Source organism: Halomonas sp. LS-001 (assembly GCF_052983955.1).
In genome coordinates this window covers 1,203,202-1,227,673 of record NZ_CM129816.1, presented here as the reverse complement: position 1 = coordinate 1,227,673, position 24,472 = coordinate 1,203,202, and the positions used below count along the sequence as shown (strand labels likewise).

General features: G+C 53.8%; 24 protein-coding genes. 13 read left to right on the top strand and 11 right to left on the bottom strand.

Annotated features, from left to right (window positions below; translation table 11 throughout):
- Positions 1-67: 67 nt before the first annotated feature.
- The 3 genes from trmA to ACU6TU_RS05405 form a co-directional block, all read right to left on the bottom strand.
- A complete protein-coding gene (gene trmA, locus ACU6TU_RS05415; protein ID WP_447143550.1) occupies positions 68-1,171 on the bottom strand; it encodes a tRNA (uridine(54)-C5)-methyltransferase TrmA in 1,104 nt (367 codons plus the stop codon).
- A gap of 85 nt (positions 1,172-1,256) precedes the next feature.
- On the bottom strand, positions 1,257-2,057 hold the full coding sequence (murI, locus tag ACU6TU_RS05410) for a glutamate racemase (protein WP_447143549.1): 801 nt from the start codon (positions 2,055-2,057) through the stop codon (positions 1,257-1,259).
- A 166-nt stretch (positions 2,058-2,223) separates the two neighbouring features.
- The gene (locus ACU6TU_RS05405) at positions 2,224-2,769 is read right to left on the bottom strand and encodes a hemerythrin domain-containing protein (RefSeq protein ID WP_447143548.1); all 546 of its coding nucleotides are present in this window, start codon (positions 2,767-2,769) and stop codon (positions 2,224-2,226) included.
- A 310-nt stretch (positions 2,770-3,079) separates the two neighbouring features.
- On the opposite strand from ACU6TU_RS05405, the gene ACU6TU_RS05400 reads away from it, so the two are divergent.
- Positions 3,080-4,426 carry a replication-associated recombination protein A gene (locus ACU6TU_RS05400; protein ID WP_447143547.1) on the top strand — a complete coding sequence of 449 codons (1,347 nt, stop codon included), beginning with the start codon at positions 3,080-3,082 and terminating at the stop codon, positions 4,424-4,426.
- 27 nt (positions 4,427-4,453) lie between these two features.
- Here the strand turns inward: ACU6TU_RS05400 and lolA are convergent, their stop codons facing one another.
- Both lolA and ACU6TU_RS05390 read right to left on the bottom strand, forming a co-directional pair.
- Positions 4,454-5,101 carry an outer membrane lipoprotein chaperone LolA gene (gene lolA, locus ACU6TU_RS05395; RefSeq protein ID WP_447144189.1) on the bottom strand — a complete coding sequence of 216 codons (648 nt, stop codon included), beginning with the start codon at positions 5,099-5,101 and terminating at the stop codon, positions 4,454-4,456.
- Positions 5,102-5,316: 215 nt separating this feature from the next.
- Complete coding sequence (locus ACU6TU_RS05390) at positions 5,317-8,496, bottom strand: DNA translocase FtsK 4TM domain-containing protein (RefSeq protein WP_447143546.1); 3,180 nt, start codon at positions 8,494-8,496, stop codon at positions 5,317-5,319.
- 322 nt (positions 8,497-8,818) lie between these two features.
- Here ACU6TU_RS05390 and aat point away from each other — a divergent pair, with 322 nt between their 5' ends.
- From aat to infA, 3 genes are all read left to right on the top strand, one after another.
- The gene (gene aat, locus ACU6TU_RS05385) at positions 8,819-9,583 is read left to right on the top strand and encodes a leucyl/phenylalanyl-tRNA--protein transferase (RefSeq protein WP_447143545.1); all 765 of its coding nucleotides are present in this window, start codon (positions 8,819-8,821) and stop codon (positions 9,581-9,583) included.
- Positions 9,584-9,630: 47 nt separating this feature from the next.
- Positions 9,631-10,368 (top strand): arginyltransferase, encoded by a 738-nt coding sequence (locus ACU6TU_RS05380; protein WP_447143544.1) that lies wholly within the window; start codon positions 9,631-9,633, stop codon positions 10,366-10,368.
- Between the two features lie 210 nt (positions 10,369-10,578).
- On the top strand, positions 10,579-10,797 hold the full coding sequence (gene infA / locus ACU6TU_RS05375) for a translation initiation factor IF-1 (RefSeq protein WP_007111068.1): 219 nt from the start codon (positions 10,579-10,581) through the stop codon (positions 10,795-10,797).
- 226 nt (positions 10,798-11,023) lie between these two features.
- On the opposite strand, the gene clpA is transcribed toward infA, so the two are convergent.
- The 3 genes from clpA to ACU6TU_RS05360 form a co-directional block, all read right to left on the bottom strand.
- Positions 11,024-13,300 carry an ATP-dependent Clp protease ATP-binding subunit ClpA gene (clpA, locus tag ACU6TU_RS05370; protein ID WP_447143543.1) on the bottom strand — a complete coding sequence of 759 codons (2,277 nt, stop codon included), beginning with the start codon at positions 13,298-13,300 and terminating at the stop codon, positions 11,024-11,026.
- A 141-nt stretch (positions 13,301-13,441) separates the two neighbouring features.
- Positions 13,442-13,765, bottom strand: coding sequence for an ATP-dependent Clp protease adapter ClpS (clpS, locus tag ACU6TU_RS05365; protein WP_447143542.1), 324 nt, complete (start codon positions 13,763-13,765; stop codon positions 13,442-13,444).
- A gap of 341 nt (positions 13,766-14,106) precedes the next feature.
- Positions 14,107-16,344 (bottom strand): NADP-dependent isocitrate dehydrogenase, encoded by a 2,238-nt coding sequence (locus ACU6TU_RS05360; protein WP_447143541.1) that lies wholly within the window; start codon positions 16,342-16,344, stop codon positions 14,107-14,109.
- Between the two features lie 296 nt (positions 16,345-16,640).
- Between ACU6TU_RS05360 and ACU6TU_RS05355 the strand changes: the two genes are divergently transcribed.
- The 9 genes from ACU6TU_RS05355 to ACU6TU_RS05315 all read left to right on the top strand — a co-directional run bounded on the left by ACU6TU_RS05355 (position 16,641) and on the right by ACU6TU_RS05315 (position 23,291).
- Positions 16,641-17,237 (top strand): pseudouridine synthase, encoded by a 597-nt coding sequence (locus ACU6TU_RS05355; protein ID WP_447143540.1) that lies wholly within the window; start codon positions 16,641-16,643, stop codon positions 17,235-17,237.
- On the top strand, positions 17,234-17,686 hold the full coding sequence (locus ACU6TU_RS05350) for an NUDIX domain-containing protein (protein ID WP_447143539.1): 453 nt from the start codon (positions 17,234-17,236) through the stop codon (positions 17,684-17,686). Before ACU6TU_RS05355 ends, ACU6TU_RS05350 begins: the two co-directional genes overlap by 4 nt.
- 78 nt (positions 17,687-17,764) lie before the next feature.
- A complete protein-coding gene (gene mnmA / locus ACU6TU_RS05345) occupies positions 17,765-18,877 on the top strand; it encodes a tRNA 2-thiouridine(34) synthase MnmA (protein ID WP_447143538.1) in 1,113 nt (370 codons plus the stop codon).
- Positions 18,874-19,515, top strand: coding sequence for a high frequency lysogenization protein HflD (hflD, locus tag ACU6TU_RS05340; protein ID WP_447143537.1), 642 nt, complete (start codon positions 18,874-18,876; stop codon positions 19,513-19,515). Before mnmA ends, hflD begins: the two co-directional genes overlap by 4 nt.
- 64 nt (positions 19,516-19,579) lie before the next feature.
- Positions 19,580-20,965: an adenylosuccinate lyase gene (gene purB / locus ACU6TU_RS05335; RefSeq protein ID WP_447143536.1), complete on the top strand. Its 1,386-nt coding sequence runs from the start codon at positions 19,580-19,582 to the stop codon at positions 20,963-20,965.
- Between the two features lie 54 nt (positions 20,966-21,019).
- On the top strand, positions 21,020-22,198 hold the full coding sequence (locus tag ACU6TU_RS05330) for a JmjC domain-containing protein (protein ID WP_447143535.1): 1,179 nt from the start codon (positions 21,020-21,022) through the stop codon (positions 22,196-22,198).
- Positions 22,195-22,653: a GNAT family N-acetyltransferase gene (locus tag ACU6TU_RS05325; protein ID WP_447144188.1), complete on the top strand. Its 459-nt coding sequence runs from the start codon at positions 22,195-22,197 to the stop codon at positions 22,651-22,653. Before ACU6TU_RS05330 ends, ACU6TU_RS05325 begins: the two co-directional genes overlap by 4 nt.
- A 112-nt stretch (positions 22,654-22,765) precedes the next feature.
- Positions 22,766-23,038: a type II toxin-antitoxin system Phd/YefM family antitoxin gene (locus ACU6TU_RS05320; RefSeq protein ID WP_447143534.1), complete on the top strand. Its 273-nt coding sequence runs from the start codon at positions 22,766-22,768 to the stop codon at positions 23,036-23,038.
- Positions 23,019-23,291, top strand: a complete 273-nt coding sequence (locus ACU6TU_RS05315; protein WP_447143533.1) for a Txe/YoeB family addiction module toxin — start codon at positions 23,019-23,021, stop codon at positions 23,289-23,291. The genes ACU6TU_RS05320 and ACU6TU_RS05315 overlap by 20 nt, the downstream gene beginning before the upstream one ends.
- Here ACU6TU_RS05315 and ACU6TU_RS05310 read toward each other — a convergent pair.
- The 3 genes from ACU6TU_RS05310 to ACU6TU_RS05300 form a co-directional block, all read right to left on the bottom strand.
- Entirely contained in the window at positions 23,208-23,471 is a 264-nt protein-coding gene (locus tag ACU6TU_RS05310) for a type II toxin-antitoxin system RelE/ParE family toxin (RefSeq protein WP_447143532.1), read from the bottom strand. The two genes, ACU6TU_RS05315 and ACU6TU_RS05310, sit on opposite strands and share 84 nt — an antisense overlap.
- A 129-nt stretch (positions 23,472-23,600) precedes the next feature.
- The gene (locus tag ACU6TU_RS05305) at positions 23,601-23,789 is read right to left on the bottom strand and encodes an addiction module protein (RefSeq protein WP_447143531.1); all 189 of its coding nucleotides are present in this window, start codon (positions 23,787-23,789) and stop codon (positions 23,601-23,603) included.
- Between the two features lie 182 nt (positions 23,790-23,971).
- Complete coding sequence (locus ACU6TU_RS05300; protein WP_447143530.1) at positions 23,972-24,445, bottom strand: hypothetical protein; 474 nt, start codon at positions 24,443-24,445, stop codon at positions 23,972-23,974.
- Positions 24,446-24,472: the final 27 nt, after the last annotated feature.

Sequence of the window (24,472 nt, the reverse complement as noted above, 5' to 3'; positions counted from 1 at the left end):
CCCGGCCGTAAACCCAGTCGCCCTAACACCCTCCCGCTGAGCCAGTTATTCACTGTGTAAATTGCTATTAACGACGCGTTAACAGCACACCACATTCCATATGGTCGGTAAATGGAAACTGGTCAAACAGTGCCAGTCGCTCCATGCGATGCGTCTGCGTCAGTATGGCCAGATTTTCCGCCAGTGTCGCAGGATTACAGGAAATATACACAATCGACGGGTAACGACTCAGCTGACGGCAGCTGGCCTCATCCAGCCCGGCACGGGGTGGATCGACCAATACTGTTGAAAAGTTATAGCTATCGAGTGCCATCTCTGCCACTCGGCGGCCATGCTTTTCTCCTTTTAGCGCCTGCGCAAACTCTTCCGCCGACATGCGCCCTACCTGGGCGTTGGTAATGCCGTTAGCGTCAAAGTTAACATTGGCGCTGGCGACTGAGGTACGTGAGATTTCAGTGGCCAGTACGCGCCTAAAATTTTCCGCCAGCGCTACCGTGAAGTTTCCATTACCACAATATAGCTCAACCAGGTCATTTTCGTGACTACCCGCCGTGGCCGACCGGGCCCAACTGAGCATTTTCTGGCAGACCTGGGCGTTTGGCTGAGTAAAACTATTCTCTACCTGCTGGTAGTGGAACTGATGGCCATCTACCTGCAAGACTTCCCATACGTAGTCACGCGTTAGAACTTTACGCTGCTTGCGCGAGCGGCCAATGATCATAACCCCTAGCGCCTGCTCCAGCGCTCGTGCCTCCTGTTCCCACGCGTCTCCCAACGGGCGATGATAAATCAGAGTAACCAGCGCTTCGCCGGACAAGGTGGTCAGGAATTCCACCTGAAAAAGGCGATGACGCAACTCATGGCTGGCCAACAGGGCATTGCGCAGCCGTGGCATCAGGGCATTGATGGCGGCGCTGGCGACCAGATATTGATCCAGACGGACAACACGCTTATTGCCCGGGTCAGCCGGATCAACCTCAAACATGGCATAAAAGAGGTCATCGCCTTCATGCCAGATGCGAAACTCACAGCGCTGGCGGTAGTGGCTCGGGGGAGATTCCATGACCTCCAATGGTGGTGGCGAAAACGTCGCCAACAGGTTTTCAAGCGTATCGCGCTTAGCGGCTAACTGCTCGCTATAGCGCTCTGGCTCAACCACAGGAATAGCCAAAGGTAAGCTCCTTTTCTGATCGACTGAAAGGATTGATAATAAAAGATGGATACATCAGCCAACGGGGCTGGAAACACGCTCTGCCCTAACTGTCTCCAGTATCCAGGGCCAGCAGCTGAGGTGTCTTGAACCCATAATTGGCAAGCCCTGCTTGAAATGCTGACCCCGACGCCGTGGTGAAACTGCGGTTATCCGCCGCGTCTGTATGGAAAGAGCCACACACCTGACCCACACGGCGAGCAATGGCAGCGCCGGAGTCTACCCAGTTCAACGTCACCGGTGAAAGTTTTTTAAGCCAGGGAAGCATCAAAGGAAAATGGGTACACCCCAGCACGACCGTATCCATCGGCTGAGCGGCGTTCGCTGCCTGCCATAACGGCGAAAGGGTTGCATTTATACGCGTCGGGTTGGGTGCATGACCGCCAAGCAAACGCTCAGCCTCCACCACCAGTGCATCTGCTGCTACACGGGTAATCTGACAATCCTGAGCAAAGCTATCAATCAACTGCTGTGTGTAAGGACGTCTGACCGTTGCTGACGTCGCTAACAGAGCAATATGGCGCGTCTGAGAAATGGCCGCAGCCGGTTTAATTGCTGGCACCGTTCCCACAACAGGGATCGTTAAGACAGCGCGTAGCTGTTCAAGCGCCAGAGTACTGGCCGTATTACAGGCCACCACCAATACGCAGGGCTGACAGGCGGCAACAGCGGCAAGGCATACGCTGACAATGCGTTCGGTCAGTTCGGCATCGTTGCGGACCCCGTAAGGCAACCACGCATTATCACAGGCATAACAGAACGCTGCTTTAGGATAAATATGACGCAGCGCCTTAGCCACAGATAGGCCACCAACGCCAGAATCAAAAATTAAAATGGGGCCAACCATCGTGAGCTGCTCTTACATGGATAAGAAAAACGGGCGCATAAAAAAACGGAGCGGCCAGTGTAGCACGCTCCGTTGTTGGCAAGGAAAGTGGTAAGTACCACTGGCACTGATCATTCAGCGCCGCTCCAAACCAGTACGTCATGTCATTAACCAGACGCCACTAAATTTAGACAACAGGCACTTCAGCACCTTTCAGCTCGGCATACAGTTCCGGGTAAGCCTGCTGCAAACGCTCAAGCTCCTTTTCAGCCCCTTCTGGCAAGGCCTCACGCAAGGCTTCGACATCGTCTTCACCAAAGTGCTTGTCTACCAGCGGAAAGAGCGCTTCACGCTCCTGACGCAGATAAGCGCGGTGAGCCTCGAGGTATGCTTTCAAGTCATCAGCAAAGCGGTCCATCGGGACCACCATATCCATCAGCACTGTATCAATATCAGACGAGAGCTTCTCAAGACGAGGCTTGAGTTTGCGATAGTCGTCCAGCATGTTTTCTATTTTAGACACCTGATCAGGTACTTTAGCCTCCAAGCGCTCAACGAAGACACGCTCCAATGGCGCTGTAAAACCCTCCATGTAAGCCAGAATATAGTCTGTTACTTCGCGCATTAATTGGAAGTTAGGACGCTCCCCTTGCTCAAGTGTCTTGTGTTTCAGCTGCAAGACATGGAGCATTCGCGCCATATTGGCATGATCCAGACGCAATTGGTTTAGCATGTTGCCGTCTCCTTTTCATCTCAGGCTTGCCGCTGGGGTGAGGCCAGTGACATGCGATCATCGCTGGAAAAACAGAAGTCCTTATACACCAGCGTTTTTGTTAGATTTCGTTAATCGCGGACAAAACGCAAGCAGTTTAACAAGGGTTTGTCGTGAATGACCATTATATTAGAGTCTGTTGACATTTCATTCACGGCCACACTGGTGAAACGTCAATAGACCCTAACCTGATGAAGCCTGTATTACCAACGTCAGCTTTTTAATGACAGCCACCAGCGTCATTTTGTTCACATTAGCCAATGGAGCCGTGATGGACCTGTTTACCAACGCCACAGAATCTGCCAGTGATGCCCCACTGGCCTACCGCATGCGCCCGAACACACTGGACGACTACATTGGCCAGCAAGCCCTGGTGGGCGCGGGAAAGCCATTGCGCCAGATGGCCGAGTCGGGTGTCATCCGCTCAATGATCTTGTGGGGCCCTCCTGGCGTGGGCAAAACCACGCTGGCGGAAATTCTCGCACGCGCATCCGATTCACATCTGGAAAGCCTGAGCGCTGTCATGGCGGGCGTGAAAGATATCCGCAGCGTCTTGGAACGCGCACAACACAGAGCAGGCGCACAGGTCATTCTGTTTCTGGATGAAATTCATCGTCTTAATAAATCACAACAGGATGCCCTGCTGCCGCATGTGGAATCCGGCCTGCTGACGCTTATAGGAGCCACCACTGAGAACCCTTCCTTTGAGGTTAACTCGGCGCTGCTGTCTCGCGCTCGGGTCTATGTCCTGAAGCCGTTGAGTGAGATCGAGCTGGTTGCGGTGTTACGTCAAGCGCTTGCAAACCCCAAACGAGGCCTTGGTCAGCGAAATATTCAGGTGGATCAGGAGGTTCTGGATATGCTGGCTCATGCCAGTGCAGGCGATGCCCGTCGGGCGCTAGGGTTACTGGAAACCGCCTGTGATTTTACTGAACACATTCAGGGGCAGGAGTACCTGGGAAAAGCAGCGCTGGCGGACGTGATAGGCCATCAGGCGAGTGCCTTCGATAAACAGGGAGACGCTTATTACGATTTACTGTCAGCCCTGCATAAATCCGTGCGTTCGTCTCGACCGGATGCGGCGCTTTTGTACATGGCGCGATTTATTCAAGGGGGCGGAGACCCGCTGGATATCGTACGTCGTCTGGCGGCGATTGCGTCTGAAGATGTCGGCAATGCCGACCCACGCGCCTTGCCTCTGGTCATGGCAGCCTGGGATGCCTATCTACGACTCGGCGATTACGAAGGGCAACGTGCCATTGCTCATGCGGTGATTCATCTTGGCGTGGCACCTAAAAGCAACCGGATTGATCAGGCATGGAAGGCAGCCCAGCAGTATGTGCGCCAACAACCTGAAGTCGAGGTTCCCCACTATTTGCGCAATGCGCCTACCAAACTCATGGAGCAGCTCGGTCATGGCCATGGTTACCGATATGCCCATCACGAACCGAATGGTTACCCAGCAGGTAGTGATCACGATTGCTGGCCAGAAGCACTCCCGCGTGCATCGTTTTATCAACCCAGTTCCCATGGCCAGGAAAAACGTTTTGCCGACATCATGGCATGGCGTGAAGCACAGGACAGCGATGCCGACAAAGGAGGGAAGACCTCAAACTAACCTAAAAAAACAACCCAACCATCTTTTTTACTGCCCTTCACGGATGACATCCACACCGTCCGGGATAGTAAACGTGAAACGCTCATCGGGAATGTCAGCGTTCTGGCGAATAGCGCTGAAGATAATCGCCGTTCGCTGCCCTGTGCTGTCGGTCATCCAAAGCTCTGTTAACGTATCCCCCTCAAACATCAGGTTGAGTTCTTCAAAAAGCGTATCAGCTGTTGAAGGAACCAGGGTAAAAACATCTTCATCCGTATTTTCATGGTAAACGTCGTAGCTGGCTGTCAAGTCACTGATATCGCCGGAGAGCAGCAAGGCCGGGGTGTGGGTAACGCGCTCATCCACCGCCTGAACGGTCACCTGTTCAAGGTCAGGATCATACAGGTACACGTCGTCACCGTCAGATACTACGGTCTGCGCATAAGGGGCTGCCACTTCCCAGCGCAACAGGCCAGGGCGAGCGAGCCACATTTCTCCGTTAGCTTCCTGCAGGCGCTCACCGCTGCCATCAAGAATCTTCTGTTCAAAACTGGCGTGGTAGGTTTCAAGCGGCTCAAGACGCTCACTCAAACGCTCGGCAGCATCGCTGGCAAGACTATCCGCGCTTACCATCAGACCTAACGCGCTGGCGGCCAGCATCAGCGCAAACGGTCGTTGTTGAGTCACCTCGCTCATGCCCTCTGAGCCGTTGACAGCAGCGCTTCCCGTCTTGTTGTCCATGAAAACCTTATTAGTACGAAACATAGCGATTTCCTTTATCTGCTGGGTGGGCGAACATTCGCCGATAATCACGTTGTTGTGATCTCAGACGCACACCGCGCCGCAAGGTTTCACCTGCGGCGCGGTTTTCTTGGTGTTTGCACGATTGATGTAGGTGGGGTTGCGTACGGTTAGTGGCCGGTGGGTGGGCCTGCCAGTACCTCACGCTGACCATTGGTGCCCATGGAGGACACTACACCAGCACTTTCCATCGCATCCACCAGGCGAGCAGCACGGTTGTAACCAATTTTGAAGCGCCGCTGTACGGCAGAAATCGACGCTTTCCGTGTTTCGGTCACAAACTGCACCGCTTCATCGTAAAGTGCGTCCTGTTCGGCATCGTCACCATCGGCGCCTTCGGCCTCAAGCCCCGCCAGCGCATCGGCCGTCACTCCACCGGTGAGGATTTCCTCAATATATTCAGGCTCCCCGCGCAGTTTCCAGTCTTCCACCACGCGATGGACTTCGTCATCATCGACAAAGGCACCATGCACACGGGCAGGAGGCCCTGAACCAGCAGGCAGGTAAAGCATATCACCATGACCGAGCAGGCTTTCGGCCCCACCCTGATCAAGAATCGTGCGTGAATCGATTCGAGACGACACCTGAAAGGCCATCCGCGACGGAATATTGGCTTTGATCAAGCCAGTGACAACATCCACGGAAGGCCGCTGGGTCGCAAGAATAAGATGAATCCCTGCTGCCCTTGCCTTCTGTGCCAGTCGCGCAATCAACTCTTCTACTTTCTTGCCGACAATCATGAACATATCGGCAAATTCATCAATTACCACGACGATATAGGGCAGCTTTTCAAGCACCGGAGGCGCCTGATGCATTTCCCAGGGCTGTGGCTCCCACAGCGGGTCAGCCACCTGTGCGCCCGCTCGGCCAGCCTCATCCAGGCGTGCGTTGAAGCCCGCAATATTGCGTACCCCCATGGCGGCCATCAGCTTATAGCGGCGTTCCATTTCCGCCACACACCAGCGCAGGCTGTTAGCGGCTTCTTTCATATCGGTAACCACCGGCGCCAGCAAATGCGGAATTCCGTCGTACACGGAGAGTTCCAGCATTTTGGGGTCTACCATGATCAAGCGCAGCTCGTCCGGCGTTGCCTTGAGCAACATCGACACCAGCATGGCGTTCACCCCAACGGATTTACCAGAGCCGGTCGTACCCGCCACCAGCAGGTGAGGCATCTTACCCAGATTAGCGACCACCGGCCCGCCACCGATATCCTGTCCTAACGCCATGGTAAGCGGTGAGGTTTCCTGCTGATAGACATCCGAGTCAACCACTTCGCGCAGGCGGATCATGGCGCGGTTGGGGTTGGGAATCTCGATCCCCACGGTTGGGCGGCCGGGAATCACTTCAACCACACGCACGCTTTTCACCATCAGCGAGCGCGCCAGGTCTTTGGCAAGATTGCTGATCTTGGAGACTTTCACCCCGGCGGCGGGCTTGATTTCAAAGCGCGTGATGACCGGCCCAGGCCAGGTATCCACGACGTCAGCCTTGACCCCATACTCTTTCAGGCGTACTTCCAGCAGTTCGGCCATATCGGCCAGTTGCTCTTCGCTGTAGTTCGGCTTCTGTGGCTCTGGTGGTGTCAGCAAACGCAGGCTCGGGACGTCGCCGTCAGGCTCTGGCATTCCTTCCAGCACCGGACGCTGGCTCTGCAGGTGCTCGACCGTCCAAAGTGTCATCGTATCGTCATCACTCGCGGCCGCTGTCTGCGTGTCAGCGGGTTGCGGTGCTGAAGTCGGTGCCGGTGAGGAATCCGGCCCGTCAGTGGCATGCAGGTCAGGCACCACGGACGAAGACTCTATTGGCGACAGCTCAGGCTCATCCTCAAGTACGGGTTCTGGCACGATTTCGGGCACCCGCCTATCGGTTGACGTCTTTTCCAAAGGCGCTTCCGGAACCTTGTCGTCACTTTCATCAGACATTCCGGGCGCAAAGGCATCAGATGCTATCCCGGTGTTTTTTTCGAGCTCAGGTCCAGACTCTTTTTCAGGCGTTGTTTCAGATACTGTTTTAGATACTGTTTCAGGCGTTGTTTCAGATATTGTTTCAGGCGTGAGCGTAGGCTCAATACGAGTCGGTTCGGTACGAGCAGATTCAGTACGAGTCGGTTCGGCGCGCTCAGATGATAGGCGAGATTTCGTATCACGCGGTGCTAATCGATCGCTTTCCGAAAACGTAAACGCTCCCGGATTGACGGCGGGTTCAGGCTCAGCGGATGCTCTAAGATCGACAGGCTTTTCCTCCTCTGGATCAATCGCACTGAAGGGGCGGCGATGTCCGCTGGTAGAAGCTTCATTTTCAGCGCTGTCAGCTGAAAGATCCGGCTTTTCCTGCCTGGATGCTGTCATACGTGTTGCCGTCCAGGCAGCCCCCGCAGCGCCTGCCGTACTCGCAGCAACTGAGCCAAGCGATATACCCGGCTCACGACGTGAAGTCGACGCCTTGGAACGGGAAGATTCAGACAGCTCGGACGGCGCCAACGACGCATCTTCCTGTGCAGAAAACGCGGCAGGCTCGTCTTCGTAGCTATCAAGCTGTGGCCTGCGCTTCGCCTGGTGTTCCCGACGCTTCTCGTCAATACCATTGACCAGACGACGAACCCAACTTCCTAAACGGCATGCCTGTCGACCAATTTCATCTATCAAGCCTAACCACGAAACTCCCGTCAGCAACGGGAAGCCACCCAGGATCAATACAGCAGCCACCAAACCTACACCTGTGTGGCTCACCATTGGCATCAGGGTTGCTACCAACCCCTCCCCCAGGATTCCGCCTGAACCGTAAGGCAATACGCTATCAGGGTTATAGAAATGCAGGGCGCCCAGCACTGTCGTGCCAAGCACCAGCATGAAAAAGCCCGCCACACGCACGGCCAGCGCCAGCATATCCAACTCGAAACGTACCTGCCGAGAGCGCACAAGCCACCAGGCAGCAAAGCCAAGCATTGCCGGGAACCAGAGAGCACTAGCCCCTAGCAGGGAGTAAAGCACATCGGCCAGCCAGGCACCGAAAGCCCCCATCCAGTTACTTACATCAGTTTCTGGACCACGATAGGACCATCCCGGGTCACTGGCGTCATAACTAAATAGCGCCAGCAGTAAAAATATACACAGCGCCAGCAGTACAATGACCACTGTCTCACGTGCGGCGCCCTGCAAGCGCACGCCGACATGCCGCGCTCCCGCTTTCGCTTTCGCCTTGGCAACATTGACGCGCTCGGACGACGCTTTACGGGTTTCGCCTGAGCCCTGCGATTTTTGCCTGTTAACAGCTTTTTTCACGTTCAAGCAACTCTCCCTTCATACATAACGTACAACTACCATAACGCACAACTACAGCGTAAAACGTTACTTTTCAGTGTTGTGGCAATTGTTGTGGCACTCAATCTCATTGAGAATAGCGGTCAGACCAAAGCATGCTCACTCGACACATTGACCAGGGTCAAAAACGCCACCTATCAGGCTGCCGGGTGGCACTTGTGATGTGCCATCATACCGAGCATCCTTCTGCCATCACAGGGGCTATTACGACTGTTGACAATTCACACGGTTTTAACGGGAACGGCTGTTTTGACACCCACCGTTAACCTACCCCGTTAAGGAACCTAGCATGTTACCCTGGCTTTCCAGCACTTCACCTCAATTTCCTGATGTTTCCATCGCATTGGAAGCTCCCAATGGCTTACTGGCGGCCGGTGGCGAATTGACACCAACCTGGCTTGTCAGCGCTTACCGTCAGGGAATTTTCCCCTGGTTCAGCGATGATGATCCCATTTTATGGTGGAGCCCTAACCCCAGAATGGTTCTTTACCCTGAAAACTTCCGGCAACGGCGCAGTCTGACAAAACGCTTGCGCAATGGCGGCTTCAACGTGACGCTAGACCGGCACTTTGAAGACGTCATTGCCGCCTGCGCAGCTCCCAGGCAACATGAAAGTGGCACCTGGATCACCGCAGACATGATCGACGCCTATGTCCGCCTGCATCATGCAGGCATCGCCCACAGCGTTGAAGTTCATCATAATGGTACCTTAATAGGCGGACTTTATGGCATTGCCATGGGGCCGATCTTTTTTGGTGAGTCCATGTTCTCTCGACGACCGGACGCCTCAAAAATCGCGCTTGCCTATCTGGCCGCCGCGATGCGCCAGGCAGGTGGTAAGCTGATTGACTGCCAGATGCACACCGCGCACCTTGCGCAGTTGGGCGCTGAAACCATGTCGCGAGCAAGCTTCACACACTATCTTGGGCTATGCTTACCTGAAACGGCCTTTCAGCCACCCTCATCTTTTGAGGAAGCTCCCGTGGTTCCGCATTCTGCGTGGCTTGACGCATTAGCGGCAACGGACAATCAACGCTTGATAACGAACACCTGACCGTCAGGAAATTTGACGTCCCATCAACCGCTACCAGGAGATGCACCGTGAGCAGCAGCACGCCACGTCGACCCGTCAGGGATTTACGCTTCTTTTTAACGGTGCCCCATGACTGTAGCTATTTACCTGACCGTGAAGCCACCACCCTATTTCTCGATCCTCAGGAAACACTATTACCAGGCGTTTACGACTCACTATCGCTGCTAGGGTTCCGGCGCAGCGGGCGGCATTTATATCGCCCCCACTGTGAAGGCTGCAATGCCTGTTGTTCAGTGCGCATTCCAGTTGAGCATTTCGCGCCCAATCGTACTCAGCGCAAACTTCTGCGTCGCAATGCTGATATTAAAACTCACATTGTCAGTGCCTGCTTCAACAGCCGCCACTATGCGCTATATGCCGATTACATCTGTCGGCGTCATGCGGATGGCGATATGTACCCACCCAGCCACGAGCAATACCGGACTTTTTTAACACTGAATGAGCCCTACGCGTTCCTGCTTGAATTCACACTTGATGAAAGGCTTGTTGCCGTCGCCGCGTTTGACCAGCTGGAACATGGCATTTCCGCCATCTATACATTTTTTGACGCCGATGAATCGCTGGAAAAACGCTCACTAGGCACCTTTGCGGTATTAAAACTGATTGAGCTGGCCAATAAAAAAGGGTTGCCCCACGTATACCTGGGCTATTGGATAGCCGAATGCCGCAAAATGCGTTATAAACAGACGTTTTCGCCTATCGAAGTATTGCAAGGTCGTCATTGGCGCCCTTTAATTACCGCCTGAATAAACTTTTTCATCACTGTTAAGCTAAGCTTTTTTGCCTTGTTGGCAGCGTTACGGCACAATATGTCGCTGTTCATGCCCGCTGGGCAAATATCTGTTGTGATTGGCGACGTACCCAATTCAATATGACGTCACTCAACAGACTAACGATAACGTACCGATTCAACTCAACGTACTAACTTAACGTAATATAAGCGAGGATCTGCCTATATGGCACGCGAAGACCATATTGAAATGGAAGGTGTCATCGTTGATACCCTACCTAACACCATGTTCCGTGTTGAACTGGAAAATGGCCATGTTGTTACCGCTCACATTTCCGGAAAAATGCGTAAGAACTATATTCGCATTCTGACCGGTGACAAAGTCAAGGTTGAGCTTACGCCTTACGACCTTTCCAAGGGACGCATTGTCTATCGTTCACGTTAATTGCCACAGCAACCTGCCTGGCGATTGCTCGAACTAACTCCAGTCGCGATGCTCAGGCACTTTTAGCCCGGCCAGCCGTATTGAGATGATCAAGTGATCCGATAACGGCGGCTGCCTGTTTTAGGGAAAGCGACATACACTGCGTCTGGAAATGAAAACGCCCCGTCATTGACAGGGCGCTTTTTTATGCGTGAAAACCGCTTAGCTGGTTCACTCCCTTATTTCATCAGGGCGCGTCGGCCATTTCAGATTCCGTGGACAGGTGCAACTCACCGTTTTCCAGGCTGACATGCACAATGCCGCCTTGTTCGGCCAGTTCACCAAACAGAATCATTTCTGCCAACGGTTTCTTCAACTTCTCCTGAATCAGGCGTGCCATCGGGCGAGCCCCCATATCAGGGTCATAGCCTTGAACGGCAAGCCAATCCCGTGCCACTTCATCAACTTCAAGCTGCACACGCTTTTCATCCAGCTGAGCCTGCAGTTCAATCAGGAACTTGTCGACCACATTGCGCACAATATCAGTCGCCAGCGGGCTGAACTGAATAATGCTGTCCAGACGATTACGGAACTCCGGTGAGAAGGTCCGACGAATCACTTCCATCGCATCGGTAGAGTGATCCTGAGTCTGGAAGCCAATGGAACGACGTGATGCCTGCTCGGCCCCCGCATTGGACGTCATGATAACGATCACATGGCGGAAATCGGCTTCACGACCGTTATTATCGGTCAGGCGACCATGGTCCATTACCTGCAGAAGCAGGTTGAACACTTCAGGGTGCGCTTTTTCGATCTCATCCAGCAGCAATACACAATGCGGTTGCTTGGTAATCGCTTCCGTCAACAAACCGCCCTGGTCATAACCGACATAGCCAGGCGGCGCCCCGATAAGCCGGGAAACCGTATGACGCTCCATATACTCAGACATATCAAAGCGCACCAACTCGATGCCCATGATATGAGCAAGCTGTCTGGCCACTTCGGTCTTACCCACCCCGGTAGGCCCGGCAAACAGGAAACTACCCACCGGCTTATCCGGTGATTTAAGCCCGGCACGGGAGAGCTTGATGGCCGCTGCCAGGCTGTCAATCGCCTCATTTTGACCGAACACCAGCATTTTCAGATCGCGATCAAGGTTTTCAAGAAGTTTGCGATCCGAGGACGAGACACTTTTTGGCGGAATCCGTGCGACCGAGGCCACCACTGCTTCCACCTGTTCAACGTCAATCGTATCAATGCGTACCTCAGGTGGCAGCATGCGTTGATGCGCTCCAGCCTCATCTATGATGTCGATTGCCTTATCCGGCAGGAAACGATCATTAATGTAGCGATCTGACAAACGCGCAGCCGCTTCCAGGGCGCCATCGGTGTACTTGAGCTCGTGATGCTCTTCAAAGCGCGAACGCAGCCCTTTGAGGATTTTGATGGTGTCGTCTACCGACGGCGCCAACACATCCACTTTCTGGAAGCGTCTTGCAAGCGCACGATCTTTCTCAAAAATACCGCGGAATTCCTGGAAAGTCGTTGAACCGATGCAACGCAGTTCGCCTGAAGATAGCAAAGGTTTAAGCAGGTTCGAGGCATCCATGACGCCACCGGAAGCCGCTCCTGCGCCGATCACGGTATGAATCTCATCAATGAAGAGAACCGCGTTAGGCAGTTTTTTCAGCTCGGCAAGCAACCCTTTGAGACGTTTTTCAAAGTCGCCACGATACTTGGTACCCGCTAGCAGTGCGCCCATATCAAGCGAGTAAACCACCGCATCAGCAATGACCTCGGGAACATCTTCTTCAACAATGCGCTTGGCCAGCCCTTCGGCGATCGCTGTTTTGCCAACGCCCGACTCTCCAACCAGCAAGGGGTTGTTTTTACGCCGACGAGCCAGGATCTGAACGACCCGTTCCAGTTCGTGATCACGGCCGATCAGAGGGTCAATCTTACCTTTCTTGGCTTCTTCATTGAGATTGGTGGCATAGCCCGTCAACGGGTGAGAAGCCGCTTCGCCGCTGCCATCGTCACCTTCTTCCTGCTCAGGTGACGATGGTGAAGGTGATGCATTATGCCCTGCGACTTTGGAAATACCGTGGGCAATATAATTAACGGCATCCACACGGGCAACACTCTGCTGCTTGAGGAAGTATACGGCCTGGCTTTCCTGTTCAGAAAAAACCGCCACCAACACATTGGCACCGGTCACTTCGCTTTTGCCGGACGATTGCACATGGAAGACGGCACGCTGTAACACACGTTGGAAGCCCAGGGTTGGCTGGGTTTCACGCTCCCCCTGACCCTCAGGAATCAATGGTGTTGTCGAGTTGATAAAGTCCTGCAGATCGGACCGCATCTTATCCAGATTGGCCCCGCAAGCCTTCAATACATCGACCGCTGAAGCATTATCCAGAAGCGCTAGCAAAAGGTGCTCAACGGTCATGAACTCATGGCGTTTGGAACGCGCCACGGTGAAAGCCGTGTTCAGGGTCAGTTCAAGTTCTTTGCTCAGCATGGCAGTCCCCTTTTTGCTTTAACCCAACCAGCTCGACGTTATCATCGACTCAGATTGGGTCAGTATAATCGACCGTCACTCTCAACATCGGGCACAACGCGCGTGGTTGCAAGCCTCCGGTAAAAAGAATGTTCAACGCTATCAGTCCGCAGCTTCTATATCACTCATCAACGGATGCTCACATTCACGCGCATAATCGTTGACCTGGTAACTTTTGGTTTCGGCAATATCGCGGGTAAAAACACCACAGGTTGCCTTGCCCTGAGTATGTACTGCCAGCATTACCTGAATGGCGCTCTCATGATCAAGGCCGAAAAACTCCTGGAGCACTTCCACAACAAACTCCATCGGCGTGTAATCATCATTATGCAGCACCACTTTATACATGGGCGGCTTTGCCAGCTCAGGCTCTGCCGACTTGACGGCCAGGTCACCATCATCATCAGGTAACGCCGGGCGCGTCATCCCTGCCGCCACTGCGCAAGAATCTGACGCAAGGGTTTCTAGCGTACTGGTTTCTAACGAACGAGTTTCATATGTCATTGGGAAAAACACAGGCAACAAAAGTCCAGTGGATGAGAGTGCTCTTGATTGGAATCGTATACGAAACATTAGTTCAAATAATCACCTTGAATGCTCGGCAAAAACCCTATACTGCAATTATACACAGCATACACGTACCGTATATAGGTAACGGGGTTTTAGTGCAGCACTCACATTAAAAAACCCCGCCCAAAAAATGAGCGGGGGTAGATTGGTGTGCTTAGACGCTAGCTCCAATGGCCAGGTAAATAGCACCCAGCCCCTTAGCCGTTTGCAACCATCGCAAGCGCTTCATTCAGTGTTTTGCTCGGGCGCATTACCTGGTTGGCCAATTCACCGTCGAGGTGATAATAGCCCTTAAGATCAACAGGCTGCCCTTGGACACTATTAAGCTCTTCAAGAATGGTGTCTTCATTGGCTTTTAGCGTTTCTGCCAGGCGGGCGAATAATGCTTTCATATCCGCATCCTGGTCCTGAGCAGCCAATGCCTCTGCCCAGTAAAGCGCCAGATAGAAGTGGCTGCCCCGGTTATCAAGCTCACCGACTTTACGTGACGGCGACTTGTTGCTTTCCAGAAACTGGCCATTGGCTTTATCGAGCGCGTCTGCCAACAGCTTGGCGCGATCGTTATCAAAACGTTTGGCGAGGTGCTCCAGCGAAGCAACCAGTGCCAGGAATTCACCGAGGCTGTCCCAGCGCAGGTGATTTTCTTCAAGCAGCTGCTGAACATGCTTGGGCGCAGAACCACCAGCGCCTGTCTCGAACAGACCACCGCCATTCATCAGAGGTACGATAGACAGCATCTTGGCACTGGTACCCAGTTCCAGGATCGGGAACAGGTCTGTCAGGTAATCGCGCAAGATATTACCGGTAACGGAAATCGTATCCTGACCGCGGATAACACGCTCCAACGTGTAGCGCATGGCACGTACCTGCGACATGATCTGGATATCCAGCCCTTCCGTATCATGATCCTTGAGGTAAGTCTTAACCTTTTTGATCAGCTCGTTTTCGTGCGGACGGTAGGGGTCAAGCCAGAACACCGCCGGCATACCGGAATCACGGCAGCGGTCAACAGCCAGTTTGACCCAGTCACGAATCGGCGCATCTTTCACCTGACACATCCGCCAGATATCGCCTTGCTCTACGGTCTGTGTCAGCAGCACCTCACCTGTGTCCAGGTCGGTGATGTTGGCCACACCATCTGCTGGCATCTCGAAGGTCTTGTCGTGGGAGCCATACTCTTCCGCCTTTTGCGCCATCAAGCCGACGTTGGGGACAGTCCCCATGGTGGCCGGATCAAACGCCCCGTGCCACTTGCAGAAGTTGATCATCTCCTGATAGATACGCGCGAAAGTGGACTCTGGCATCACTGCCTTCACGTCCTTAAGTCGACCGTCAGCACCGTGCATCTTGCCACCGGCACGGATCATGGCAGGCATTGAGGCATCGACAATCACGTCACTGGGAGAGTGGAAATTGGTGATACCGCGCGACGAATCCACCATCGCCAGCTCAGGACGCATTTCATGGCAGGCATGCAGGTCACTGATGACTTCATCACGCTGGGATTCTGGCAGGGTGGCAATCTTGTCGTAGAGATTCGCAATCCCGTTATTGACATCAACCCCTAACTCTTTGAACAGCTCACCGTGCTTCTCGAAAGCTTCCTTATAGAAGATTTTGACACAGTGACCGAATACGATGGGGTGCGAGACCTTCATCATGGTTGCTTTAACGTGCAGAGAGAACATCACGCCGGTTTTGCGGGCATCCTCGATCTCACGCTCATAGAAATCAAGCAGCGCTTTCTTGCTCATGAACATGCTGTCGATGACTTCGCCTTCCAGCAGTTCAACCTTGGGCTTGAGCACCTTAGTCTCACCGCTGGCGGTGATCAGCTCCATCTTAACGTTGCGCGCCTGATCCAGCGTCATCGACTTCTCACCGTGGTAGAAATCACCACTATGCATGTGCGAAACGTGGGTGCGCGATGCCTGGCTCCACTCCCCCATCGAGTGAGGGTACTTGCGTGCATACGCTTTAACCGCTTTCGGCGCACGGCGGTCAGAATTACCTTCACGCAACACCGGGTTCACCGCACTCCCTTTGACTTTGCTGTAACGCGCGGCAATATCTTTTTCTTCGTCACTGCCTGGCTCGTCAGGGTAATCCGGCACCTTGTAGCCCTGTTCCTGCAGTTCCTTGATAACGGCACGAAGCTGCGGCATGGAAGCACTGATATTCGGTAACTTGATGATGTTTGCTTCCGGCGTCTTAGCCAGATCACCCAGCTCAGCCAGATGATTCTCAATACGCTGCTCTTCGCTCAAGTAATCAGGAAACAAAGCGAGAACGCGCCCCGCCAGGGAAATATCCCGGGTTTCCACTTCGATACCCGCCGCATCGGTGAAGGCGTCAATAATCGGCAGAAAAGAGTATGTCGCGAGCGCAGGTGCTTCATCGGTGAGCGTGTAAATGATCTTCGGCGTTTTAGGCATTGTGCGTTAACCTCTTATTTCTGTTGCTGTGATTATAAAGATCCTGAGCGACGCGACGCATATCACAGAAAACCATGCCGCGAAGCAGACGGGATCAGTTTATATTGCGTTCCCGGTGATTAATTAATGCTTGTTGCGATCAACGTGTTGCAACCAACCTTGTTGTTACCAACACAGCGGCTGCACCAATATAAGACGCAGCTACTGAACAAAAAACTGGCTGGAAGTATACCAGCGCAATAGTTTAACCGCATGAAAGATTGTCGACAAAGCAAGGACATCCAACTAAAGAGATCATGAGCACCTTATATCTATTACATAAACCTTACCGGATGCTTTCCCAGTTTACGGATCATCAGGGGCGCGACACATTAGCCAATGTGATTGATGTGCCGGGCGTGTACGCCGCCGGTCGGCTGGATTATGATTCAGAAGGCCTGCTTCTGCTAAGTGACGACGGGGCGCTGATCCATCGGATTGCCCACCCAAAGCACAAGCAGCCAAAAACCTATTGGGTGCAGGTTGAAGGGCTGATTGATGAAACCGCCCTCAACGCGCTACGTCAGGGCCTTGCCCTGAACGACGGCCCAACGCGACCGGCCAAGGCTCGGCGGATTTCCCCTCCCGATGTGGGTTTGCGTCAACCACCCATTGATCCAAAACGCCACCCGTCCACCAGCTGGCTGGAATTAACCATCAGCGAAGGCCGCAACCGCCAGGTGCGCAGAATGACCGCCCACGTCGGTTACCCAACCTTACGCCTTATTCGCGCGGCGGTCGGGCCATGGCGGCTCGATGGCCTGGCACCTGGGGAATGGCGCAAGGAAACCTTGCATGCACCACAAACGACGGCCAGGCATCGTCGCTCACCCGCTGCCCGGAGACGCCCATGAGCCTTCACACCACCGTCGCCTGCGTGATCCAGCGGGACAACCGTTTTCTGATGGTAGAAGAAGCACGCGGTGGACCGGCCACCGTATTCAACCAGCCCGCAGGCCATGTTGAGCCCGGAGAAGGGCCAATCGCAGCCATTCTGCGCGAAGTTGGCGAAGAAACGGCATGGCGCATCCGCCTGACTGGCTACCTTGGGCTTTACGTTTTTCACACGCCAACCGGGCTGACCTTTCACAGCCATGGATTTATAGCCGAACCCGTCGAATTCATGGACACGCCACTCGACACTGACATCACGGCAACGCACTGGCTCAGTGAGCCGGAGATTCACGCTCTGGACCAGCAACAACGCCTGCGCAGCCCGCTGGTATTGAAACGCATTGCTGCCGCCAGAGAAAACTGCATTTACCCGCTGAGCATCATCCACGAAAGCGCTACCGATAGATAACGATCAGACTCGAAGGCGCTCACCTGCTTCGTGTATACTGGCCGCCTATATAAAGACCATTTTCAACTGAGGATGCCCATGACATCCACCCAAGGCAAAGTGATTGTTGGCATGTCCGGCGGCGTCGATTCATCCGTATCTGCCCTTCTGCTGATTGAACAAGGCTATGAAGTAGAAGGCCTTTTCATGAAAAACTGGGACGAAGACGACGGCACCGAATACTGCACGGCCAAAGATGACCTGATTGACGCAGCGGCCGTTTGCCGAAAGCTCGGAATCCCCTTGCATACGGCTAATTTCGCCGCTGAATACTGGGACAATGTGTTTGAACATTTCCTGGAAGAATATCGCGCTGGCCGGACGCCCAACCCGGATATTCTGTGTAACCGCGAAATCAAGTTCAAGGTCTTCCTCGACTACGCCGAAAAGCTGGGCGCCGACAAGATTGCCACCGGCCACTATGTCCGTCAGGGGGTTCGAAACGGCCGCCCTCGCCTGCTTAAAGGGCTGGATGCCAATAAGGACCAAAGCTACTTTCTGCATGCCGTGCCGGAAGGGGCCATTGCGCGCACACTTTTCCCGGTGGGTGAACTCGAAAAGCCCAAGGTCCGCGCACTGGCTGAAAAGCACGGCCTGGTAACCGCCAAAAAGAAAGATTCGACCGGTATCTGCTTTATTGGCGAGCGGCGCTTTCGTGACTTTCTGCAACAGTACCTACCCGCACAACCTGGCCAGATAGAAACACCGGAAGGTGATGTGATCGGCAAACACATGGGCCTGATGTATTACACCCTGGGCCAGCGCCAGGGCCTGGGCATCGGGGGGCTTGCCAACTACTCGGAAGACCCCTGGTATGTGGCTTCCAAAGACCTTGAGCGTAACGTGCTAATCGCTGTGCAGGGCAAACAACACACGCTGCTTTATTCGAACACCCTGATGACTGAGCCAATGGAATGGGTCGCCGGTGAGCCGCCTGGCGGACAAAAACGCTTTACCGCGAAAACGCGCTACCGCCAGAATGATCAGCCCTGCACGTTGCAAAGCCTTGCCGATGGTAGTGTGGAGGTGCTTTTTGATGAGCCGCAATGGGCCGTTACCCCCGGGCAGTCGCTGGTTATCTATAATGGCGACATCTGCCTTGGCGGCGGCGTCATCCATTCGACGTGGAACGCCCAGGAGGCAGCAGCATGACATCGACCACTCCGATTCACCGTGCCCCGGACAGCCCCGCAGCACGGCAGACGCTGGCACTCGCCGGGGTTTTTCAAGCCGCCAGCCTGGTCGATGAACTGGCGCGCACCGGCCAGGTGGATCAGCGCGCTTGGGATACGCTGATCAACGCCACTCTGGATACCAACCCGGAAAGCTTTGAAGCCATTTATGGGGGGCATCCCAACAACCTGCGCCGTGGGCTGGATACGCTGGAAGCGCTCTCAGGCCGTAAGCAAGCCAACCCCGTCGTGCTGCGTTACGGGTTTACCCTGCTGCTGCTGATGAACAAACTGCGTACGGATAACAGCATGATGGATGCGCTAGGCCAAAAGCTGTCACGTATCCAGGGCCAGGCCGAGCACTTTGGCAACACCCATGAAAACGTAGTGGCAAGCCTCGGTGAGGCGTATCAGGAAACACTTTCGACCTTAAAGACACGTATTGTGGTTCAGGGCGACCCCTCAATGCTACAGAGCCGCATGATGCCAGAGCGCGTGCGAGCCTGCCTGATGGCCGGCATCCGCTTTGCCCTGCTATGGCATCAACAAGGTGGCCGACGCTGGAAGCTGGTTTTTCAGCGCAAGGCCATGCGCCGCGCCCTTGATGACCTGAGCTGACGTTTTTGCTTCAACCGATCATTTTTTCAACCATTTTTTTGCCGACGACCTGGAATCACTGACCATGCAACTCTCTGCTTTGACCGCTCTTTCTCCCGTTGATGGCCGCTACGCAACCAAAGCCGAAGTCCTTCGCGAACACTTTAGTGAATTCGGCCTGATTCGTGCCCGTGTCATTGTCGAAGTTCGCTGGCTTGAGCGTCTTGCTGAACACACACAGATTCTTGAAGTGCCGCCGCTTTCCGCTGAAGCCACGGCTTTTCTTGAAGCTCTGATCCGTGATTTCTCTGTCAGCGATGCTCAGCGCATCAAGGATATCGAGCGCACCACCAATCACGATGTCAAAGCCGTGGAGTATTTCCTAAAGGAAAAGATTGCCGACCAGGCCGAACTGAACGCCGTGACGGAATTTATTCACTTTGCCTGCACCAGTGAAGACATTAACAATCTGTCTTACGGCGTCATGCTGGCAGATGGCCTGGCGGCCCTGCTGCCGACCATGCATCAGGTAGCAGACGAGATCACCCGGCTGGCAGCTGAGCACGCTGACCAGCCGATGCTTTCCCGCACCCACGGCCAGACCGCCAGCCCCACCACGCTTGGCAAGGAAATGGCCAATGTGGCCTACCGGCTGAAGCGTCAGCTCAAGCAGATCGAAAGCGTCGCCATTCTGGGCAAGATCAATGGCGCTGTCGGCAACTATAATGCCCATCTTACGACCTATCCGGACATCGACTGGGAAGCCAACGCCCGCACCTTCGTCGAAGGGCTTGGGTTAAGCTTCAACCCTTATACCACCCAGATCGAACCGCATGATTACATCGCTGAGCTGTTTGATGCCATTTGCCGATTCAATACCATTCTGATCGATTTCGACCGTGACGTATGGGGTTATATCTCACTGGGGTATTTCAAACAGAAAACCGTCGAGGGTGAGATCGGTTCTTCGACCATGCCGCACAAGGTCAACCCGATCGACTTTGAAAACTCCGAAGGAAATCTGGGCCTATCCAACGCCATCCTCGCTCACCTCGGCCAGAAATTACCTATTTCACGCTGGCAGCGAGACCTGACGGACTCCACCGTACTACGTAATCTTGGCGTCGGCCTGGCTTACGGCCTGATTGCCTACCACGCTTCATTGAAAGGCGTCAGTAAACTGGAGGCCAACCCGGAACGCCTCGACACGGATCTCGACAACAGCTGGGAAGTGCTGGCGGAACCGATTCAGACCGTCATGCGCCGCTACGGGATTGAAAAACCCTATGAAAAACTCAAAGAACTGACCCGTGGCAAGCGCATTGACCAAGCGGGCTTTGCTGCTTTTATTGACACCCTGGAACTGCCGCAAGACGTTAAGCAGAACCTCAAGGAACTGTCGCCAGCCCGCTATATCGGCAATGCGCAAGCGCAGGCCCGGGCGTTAATCGCGCATATCGACGCGCTTTGACGCCGCGCCGCGCTTTTTTACTTTTTGCTGAACCACTATCAACAGGACATTGCCATGAGCCAACGCGATAAGCCGCTTACCCTGCTGGGAGACCTGACTCCAGCTGAATTTATGGCCGAATACTGGCAGCAGAAGCCTTTAGTGATTCGCGGCGCCTTCCCTGACTTTATCAGCCCACTGGAGCCTGATGAGCTGGCAGGGCTTGCCTGTGAAGAGGGTATTGAGGCCCGCCTGGTAGAAGAGCAAGGCAAAGATGGTCCGTGGCAGGTATCCCATGGGCCCTTTGATGATGCTACGTTTGAACGCCTGCCCGAAGAAAAATGGAGCCTGCTGGTGCAGGCTGTCGACCATTACGTTCCCTCTGTGGCTGCCTTGATGGACGAGTTTGATTTTCTTCCACGCTGGCGCCTTGATGACATCATGATCAGCTATGCCTCACCGGGCGGCAGCGTTGGCCCGCACGTTGATCAATATGATGTGTTTCTGCTCCAGGCCAGCGGCCGTCGTCGCTGGCAGCTGGGTGGAAAAATGGCGGACGATGCGGCGATCATTCCCGGCATAGACCTGCGCATTCTGAAAGACTTTGAAATCGAGACAGATTCAGACTGGACGCTGGAACCCGGCGACATGCTCTATCTACCGCCAGGTTGGGCGCACCACGGTGTCAGCCAGACGGATGACTGCATGACAATCTCCGTCGGCTTCCGTGCCCCCTCCGCCGATGAAGCGGTCACCTCATACGCGGATTACCTGGGTGAACAATTGCTGCCCTCTCAGCGCTACAGCGACACGGCCATGGCGCCCGTGGACGATATCAGCGAAATCGACGACGCGGCACTGGATCGCATGCGTCAACTGATCATGAGCACGCTGGATAATCCCGAGCAGCTCAGCCAATGGTTTGGTCGCGTCATGACGCAACCCAAGTACGTCGACCAACTCATTCCCCATGATCCGCCGTTAACGGTGCAAAAGCTTGTTGCTGAGTTACAGGAGGCATCGCTGCATCATTCACCTGGCTCACGGTTGGCATGGCGTACCGACGGAGACAAAACCACTCTGTTTGCTGATGGCGATGGCTACCCCTGCAGCCAGGCGTTGGCTAAGCGCCTGGCGAGCAATGCGCCGATTCATGATGACGTTCTGTCATTCGAAGGCGCTGATGCCTTACTGACTCAGCTGGTCAACGTCGGTAGCCTTTACTGGCCGCAGGAACAGGAAGACGACGAATAGTGGATAGCCTTACGATAAACACCGGGCGCTGGGAAGCGCTCGGTGAACACGCGGGTATTATTCGCCGCGCCGTATTTGTGGTGGAACAGCAGGTCCCTGAAGAGGAAGAATGGGATGGCCTCGACCCCTCATGCACCCACTTTCTGGCCTGGCTGCCAACAACACCTGAGTCAACGGACCAACCAACCCCCGTTGGCACTGCCCGCTTGCTACCGGATGGCCATATCGGCCGTGTGGCCGTACTCGCCAGTGCTCGCGGCAAAGGGGTTGGCGTTGCCTTGATGAAAGCGGCCATTGACGCCGCCCGCCAGCAAAAACATGAACGTGTCGTACTCAGCTCTCAGCTACATGCCCTGCCTTTCTATGAGCAATTAGGCTTTTGCGCCTATGGCGATGTCTTTATGGACGCCGGCATCCCTCATCGTGAGATGGTACTTACCTTGGCAGACGCATAACGTTTCTGTTGTTGGAAGCCGTAATGCAGTAGGCGTCGCCATGTCTGGCCTTGCCAGGGTTCTTTACCTATACTCGTACGGAACATCAGTACATCAGCACAGAGGTACCGTTATGGACACGATCAGTGTAAATAAATTCAGAGACAACCTGAAAAGCGTTGTAGAGCAAGTGGTTAGCAGTCATGAACCACTCAAGGTAACACGACGGGCCGGAGAGGCTTTCGTTGTGATAAGTGCCGACGATTGGGAACAAGAACAGGAAACCCTTCACGTTCTCCAAAGCAAAAATCTCATGCAGCAGATTGCCGACTCTCTTGAAACCCACACCAGTGGAAAAGGGTATCAACCAACTGGCGAGCAGATGGATGAGATCACTGGTATTTGAAGGCAACACCTGGGAAGCCTATGAGGCCATGCGCGAAAAGGACAAACGATTACACAAGACCTTGTGCAAATTGCTAAAGGAAATGCTGCGATCGGACGACCCTTCTTCCGGCCTGGGAAAGCCTGAACCACTCAAGCACAACCTCTCAGGCCTATGGTCTAAGCGGATATCACAAAGGGATCGCTTGATATATCGGTTCGATGATAAGTCCATTTATATCTTCGCGATTGGCGGCCACTATGATCAGCTCTGACGCTGAGCGCACCCGTGCCATTTCAACCAGTGCGCCCATTGCGGGGAAGTCTGGAAGTAATTCGATTTTGTTAAGCAGTTCAGCTTTAATCCTGGCTGCCGCCGTCGGATTGTGCACTACACTAAATTCCCTGAAGCGTTTCCAGTCATTAATGGCTTCGTCCGTGTAAACCAGTTTCACATACCTGATCACGGCTCATCGTTTTCGTTTTTGTTTCCCCCAGCTATTCAGCCAGTTGCTGCTCTCCGCACCATAAGTAAGCCTCTTGTAGCTCACCATAAACATCTCGATGAAAACTCAGATCAGCCATTACGAGGGACGCTTAAGCTGGCCTTTAATTTCTTCCCATGACACACCTTGAACCTTGCCAGTCTCTAGCTCATCGAGTCGCTGTTCAGCAAGAGAGGACCATGCAGCATCGACCCCTTCATCGTGCTGAGTTTCAAGGCTAGAAATCAGCCAATGAGCAAGTAAAGCTCGATCATTGGCTGAAAGCACTTTTGTCTCTTAGATGACTTGTTCGAGTCTCATGATCGTGGAACCTCTTCGCATCAGCCTATCTACACTTCAATTAAAGCATAACGGAGACGGGGGCTGGAAAGAAACGGTATAACGCCAGCCATAAACGGACGAGTAAAACGAGGTCCGGCGACCGTAAGGGAGCGTATTTAATGGCCTTGTTAAACATTAGGCTTCACCGTATCGATATCTTTTATCAACCACTTCAACAAATCCTTATTTGACATTGATGTGGAGCTATTCCCAAGACTGCGCCGAATTGCCAGCAGTACATTTCCAAATTCAATTAGAATATCTGTACTTTGGCCTTCCCCCCGCTCAGCTGCATATATGGTTGACCACATCGAATTCCATGAGGAAACCACCTCGTCAGAACCAACAAGTACCAGCTTGAACGATTTTTCCCGGTACTCACGAGATTTTATCTTTTCTAACGTCTCTGCTTGGCTTTTCGGCGATAAATCCGAAAATAAGGTAGCAAAAGGCAGCAGGATTTCAAGGTACACTTGAGCAGCTTTTTGTTGCAACGATTCCTCAACTCTTCGCTTAGCTTCCAGCCTCGATTTCAAAAGCCAGCCAGCTCCGCCACCAATCAATGTTAATACAACAGGTGCAAGATTATTTAGCCAATCCACTTCCAGTTACTCCTTGATGTTTAACGC

Excerpts from the sequence above, each read along its gene's own strand:
- clpS (WP_447143542.1), bottom strand. The coding sequence starts at position 13,765 with ATGACGCGCCCGGCGTTACCTGATGATGATGGTGACCTGGCCGTCAAG.
- murI (WP_447143549.1), bottom strand. The coding sequence starts at position 2,057 with ATGGTTGGCCCCATTTTAATTTTTGATTCTGGCGTTGGTGGCCTATCT.
- mnmA (WP_447143538.1), top strand. The coding sequence starts at position 17,765 with ATGACATCCACCCAAGGCAAAGTGATTGTTGGCATGTCCGGCGGCGTC.
- purB (WP_447143536.1), top strand. The coding sequence starts at position 19,580 with ATGCAACTCTCTGCTTTGACCGCTCTTTCTCCCGTTGATGGCCGCTAC.
- ACU6TU_RS05405 (WP_447143548.1), bottom strand. The coding sequence starts at position 2,769 with ATGCTAAACCAATTGCGTCTGGATCATGCCAATATGGCGCGAATGCTC.
- ACU6TU_RS05360 (WP_447143541.1), bottom strand. The coding sequence starts at position 16,344 with ATGCCTAAAACGCCGAAGATCATTTACACGCTCACCGATGAAGCACCT.
- ACU6TU_RS05355 (WP_447143540.1), top strand. The coding sequence starts at position 16,641 with ATGAGCACCTTATATCTATTACATAAACCTTACCGGATGCTTTCCCAG.
- aat (WP_447143545.1), top strand. The coding sequence starts at position 8,819 with ATGTTACCCTGGCTTTCCAGCACTTCACCTCAATTTCCTGATGTTTCC.
- clpA (WP_447143543.1), bottom strand. The coding sequence starts at position 13,300 with ATGCTGAGCAAAGAACTTGAACTGACCCTGAACACGGCTTTCACCGTG.
- ACU6TU_RS05315 (WP_447143533.1), top strand. The coding sequence starts at position 23,019 with ATGAGATCACTGGTATTTGAAGGCAACACCTGGGAAGCCTATGAGGCC.
- ACU6TU_RS05350 (WP_447143539.1), top strand. The coding sequence starts at position 17,234 with ATGAGCCTTCACACCACCGTCGCCTGCGTGATCCAGCGGGACAACCGT.
- ACU6TU_RS05330 (WP_447143535.1), top strand. The coding sequence starts at position 21,020 with ATGAGCCAACGCGATAAGCCGCTTACCCTGCTGGGAGACCTGACTCCA.
- lolA (WP_447144189.1), bottom strand. The coding sequence starts at position 5,101 with ATGAGCGAGGTGACTCAACAACGACCGTTTGCGCTGATGCTGGCCGCC.
- ACU6TU_RS05400 (WP_447143547.1), top strand. The coding sequence starts at position 3,080 with ATGGACCTGTTTACCAACGCCACAGAATCTGCCAGTGATGCCCCACTG.
- hflD (WP_447143537.1), top strand. The coding sequence starts at position 18,874 with ATGACATCGACCACTCCGATTCACCGTGCCCCGGACAGCCCCGCAGCA.
- ACU6TU_RS05320 (WP_447143534.1), top strand. The coding sequence starts at position 22,766 with ATGGACACGATCAGTGTAAATAAATTCAGAGACAACCTGAAAAGCGTT.
- infA (WP_007111068.1), top strand. The coding sequence starts at position 10,579 with ATGGCACGCGAAGACCATATTGAAATGGAAGGTGTCATCGTTGATACC.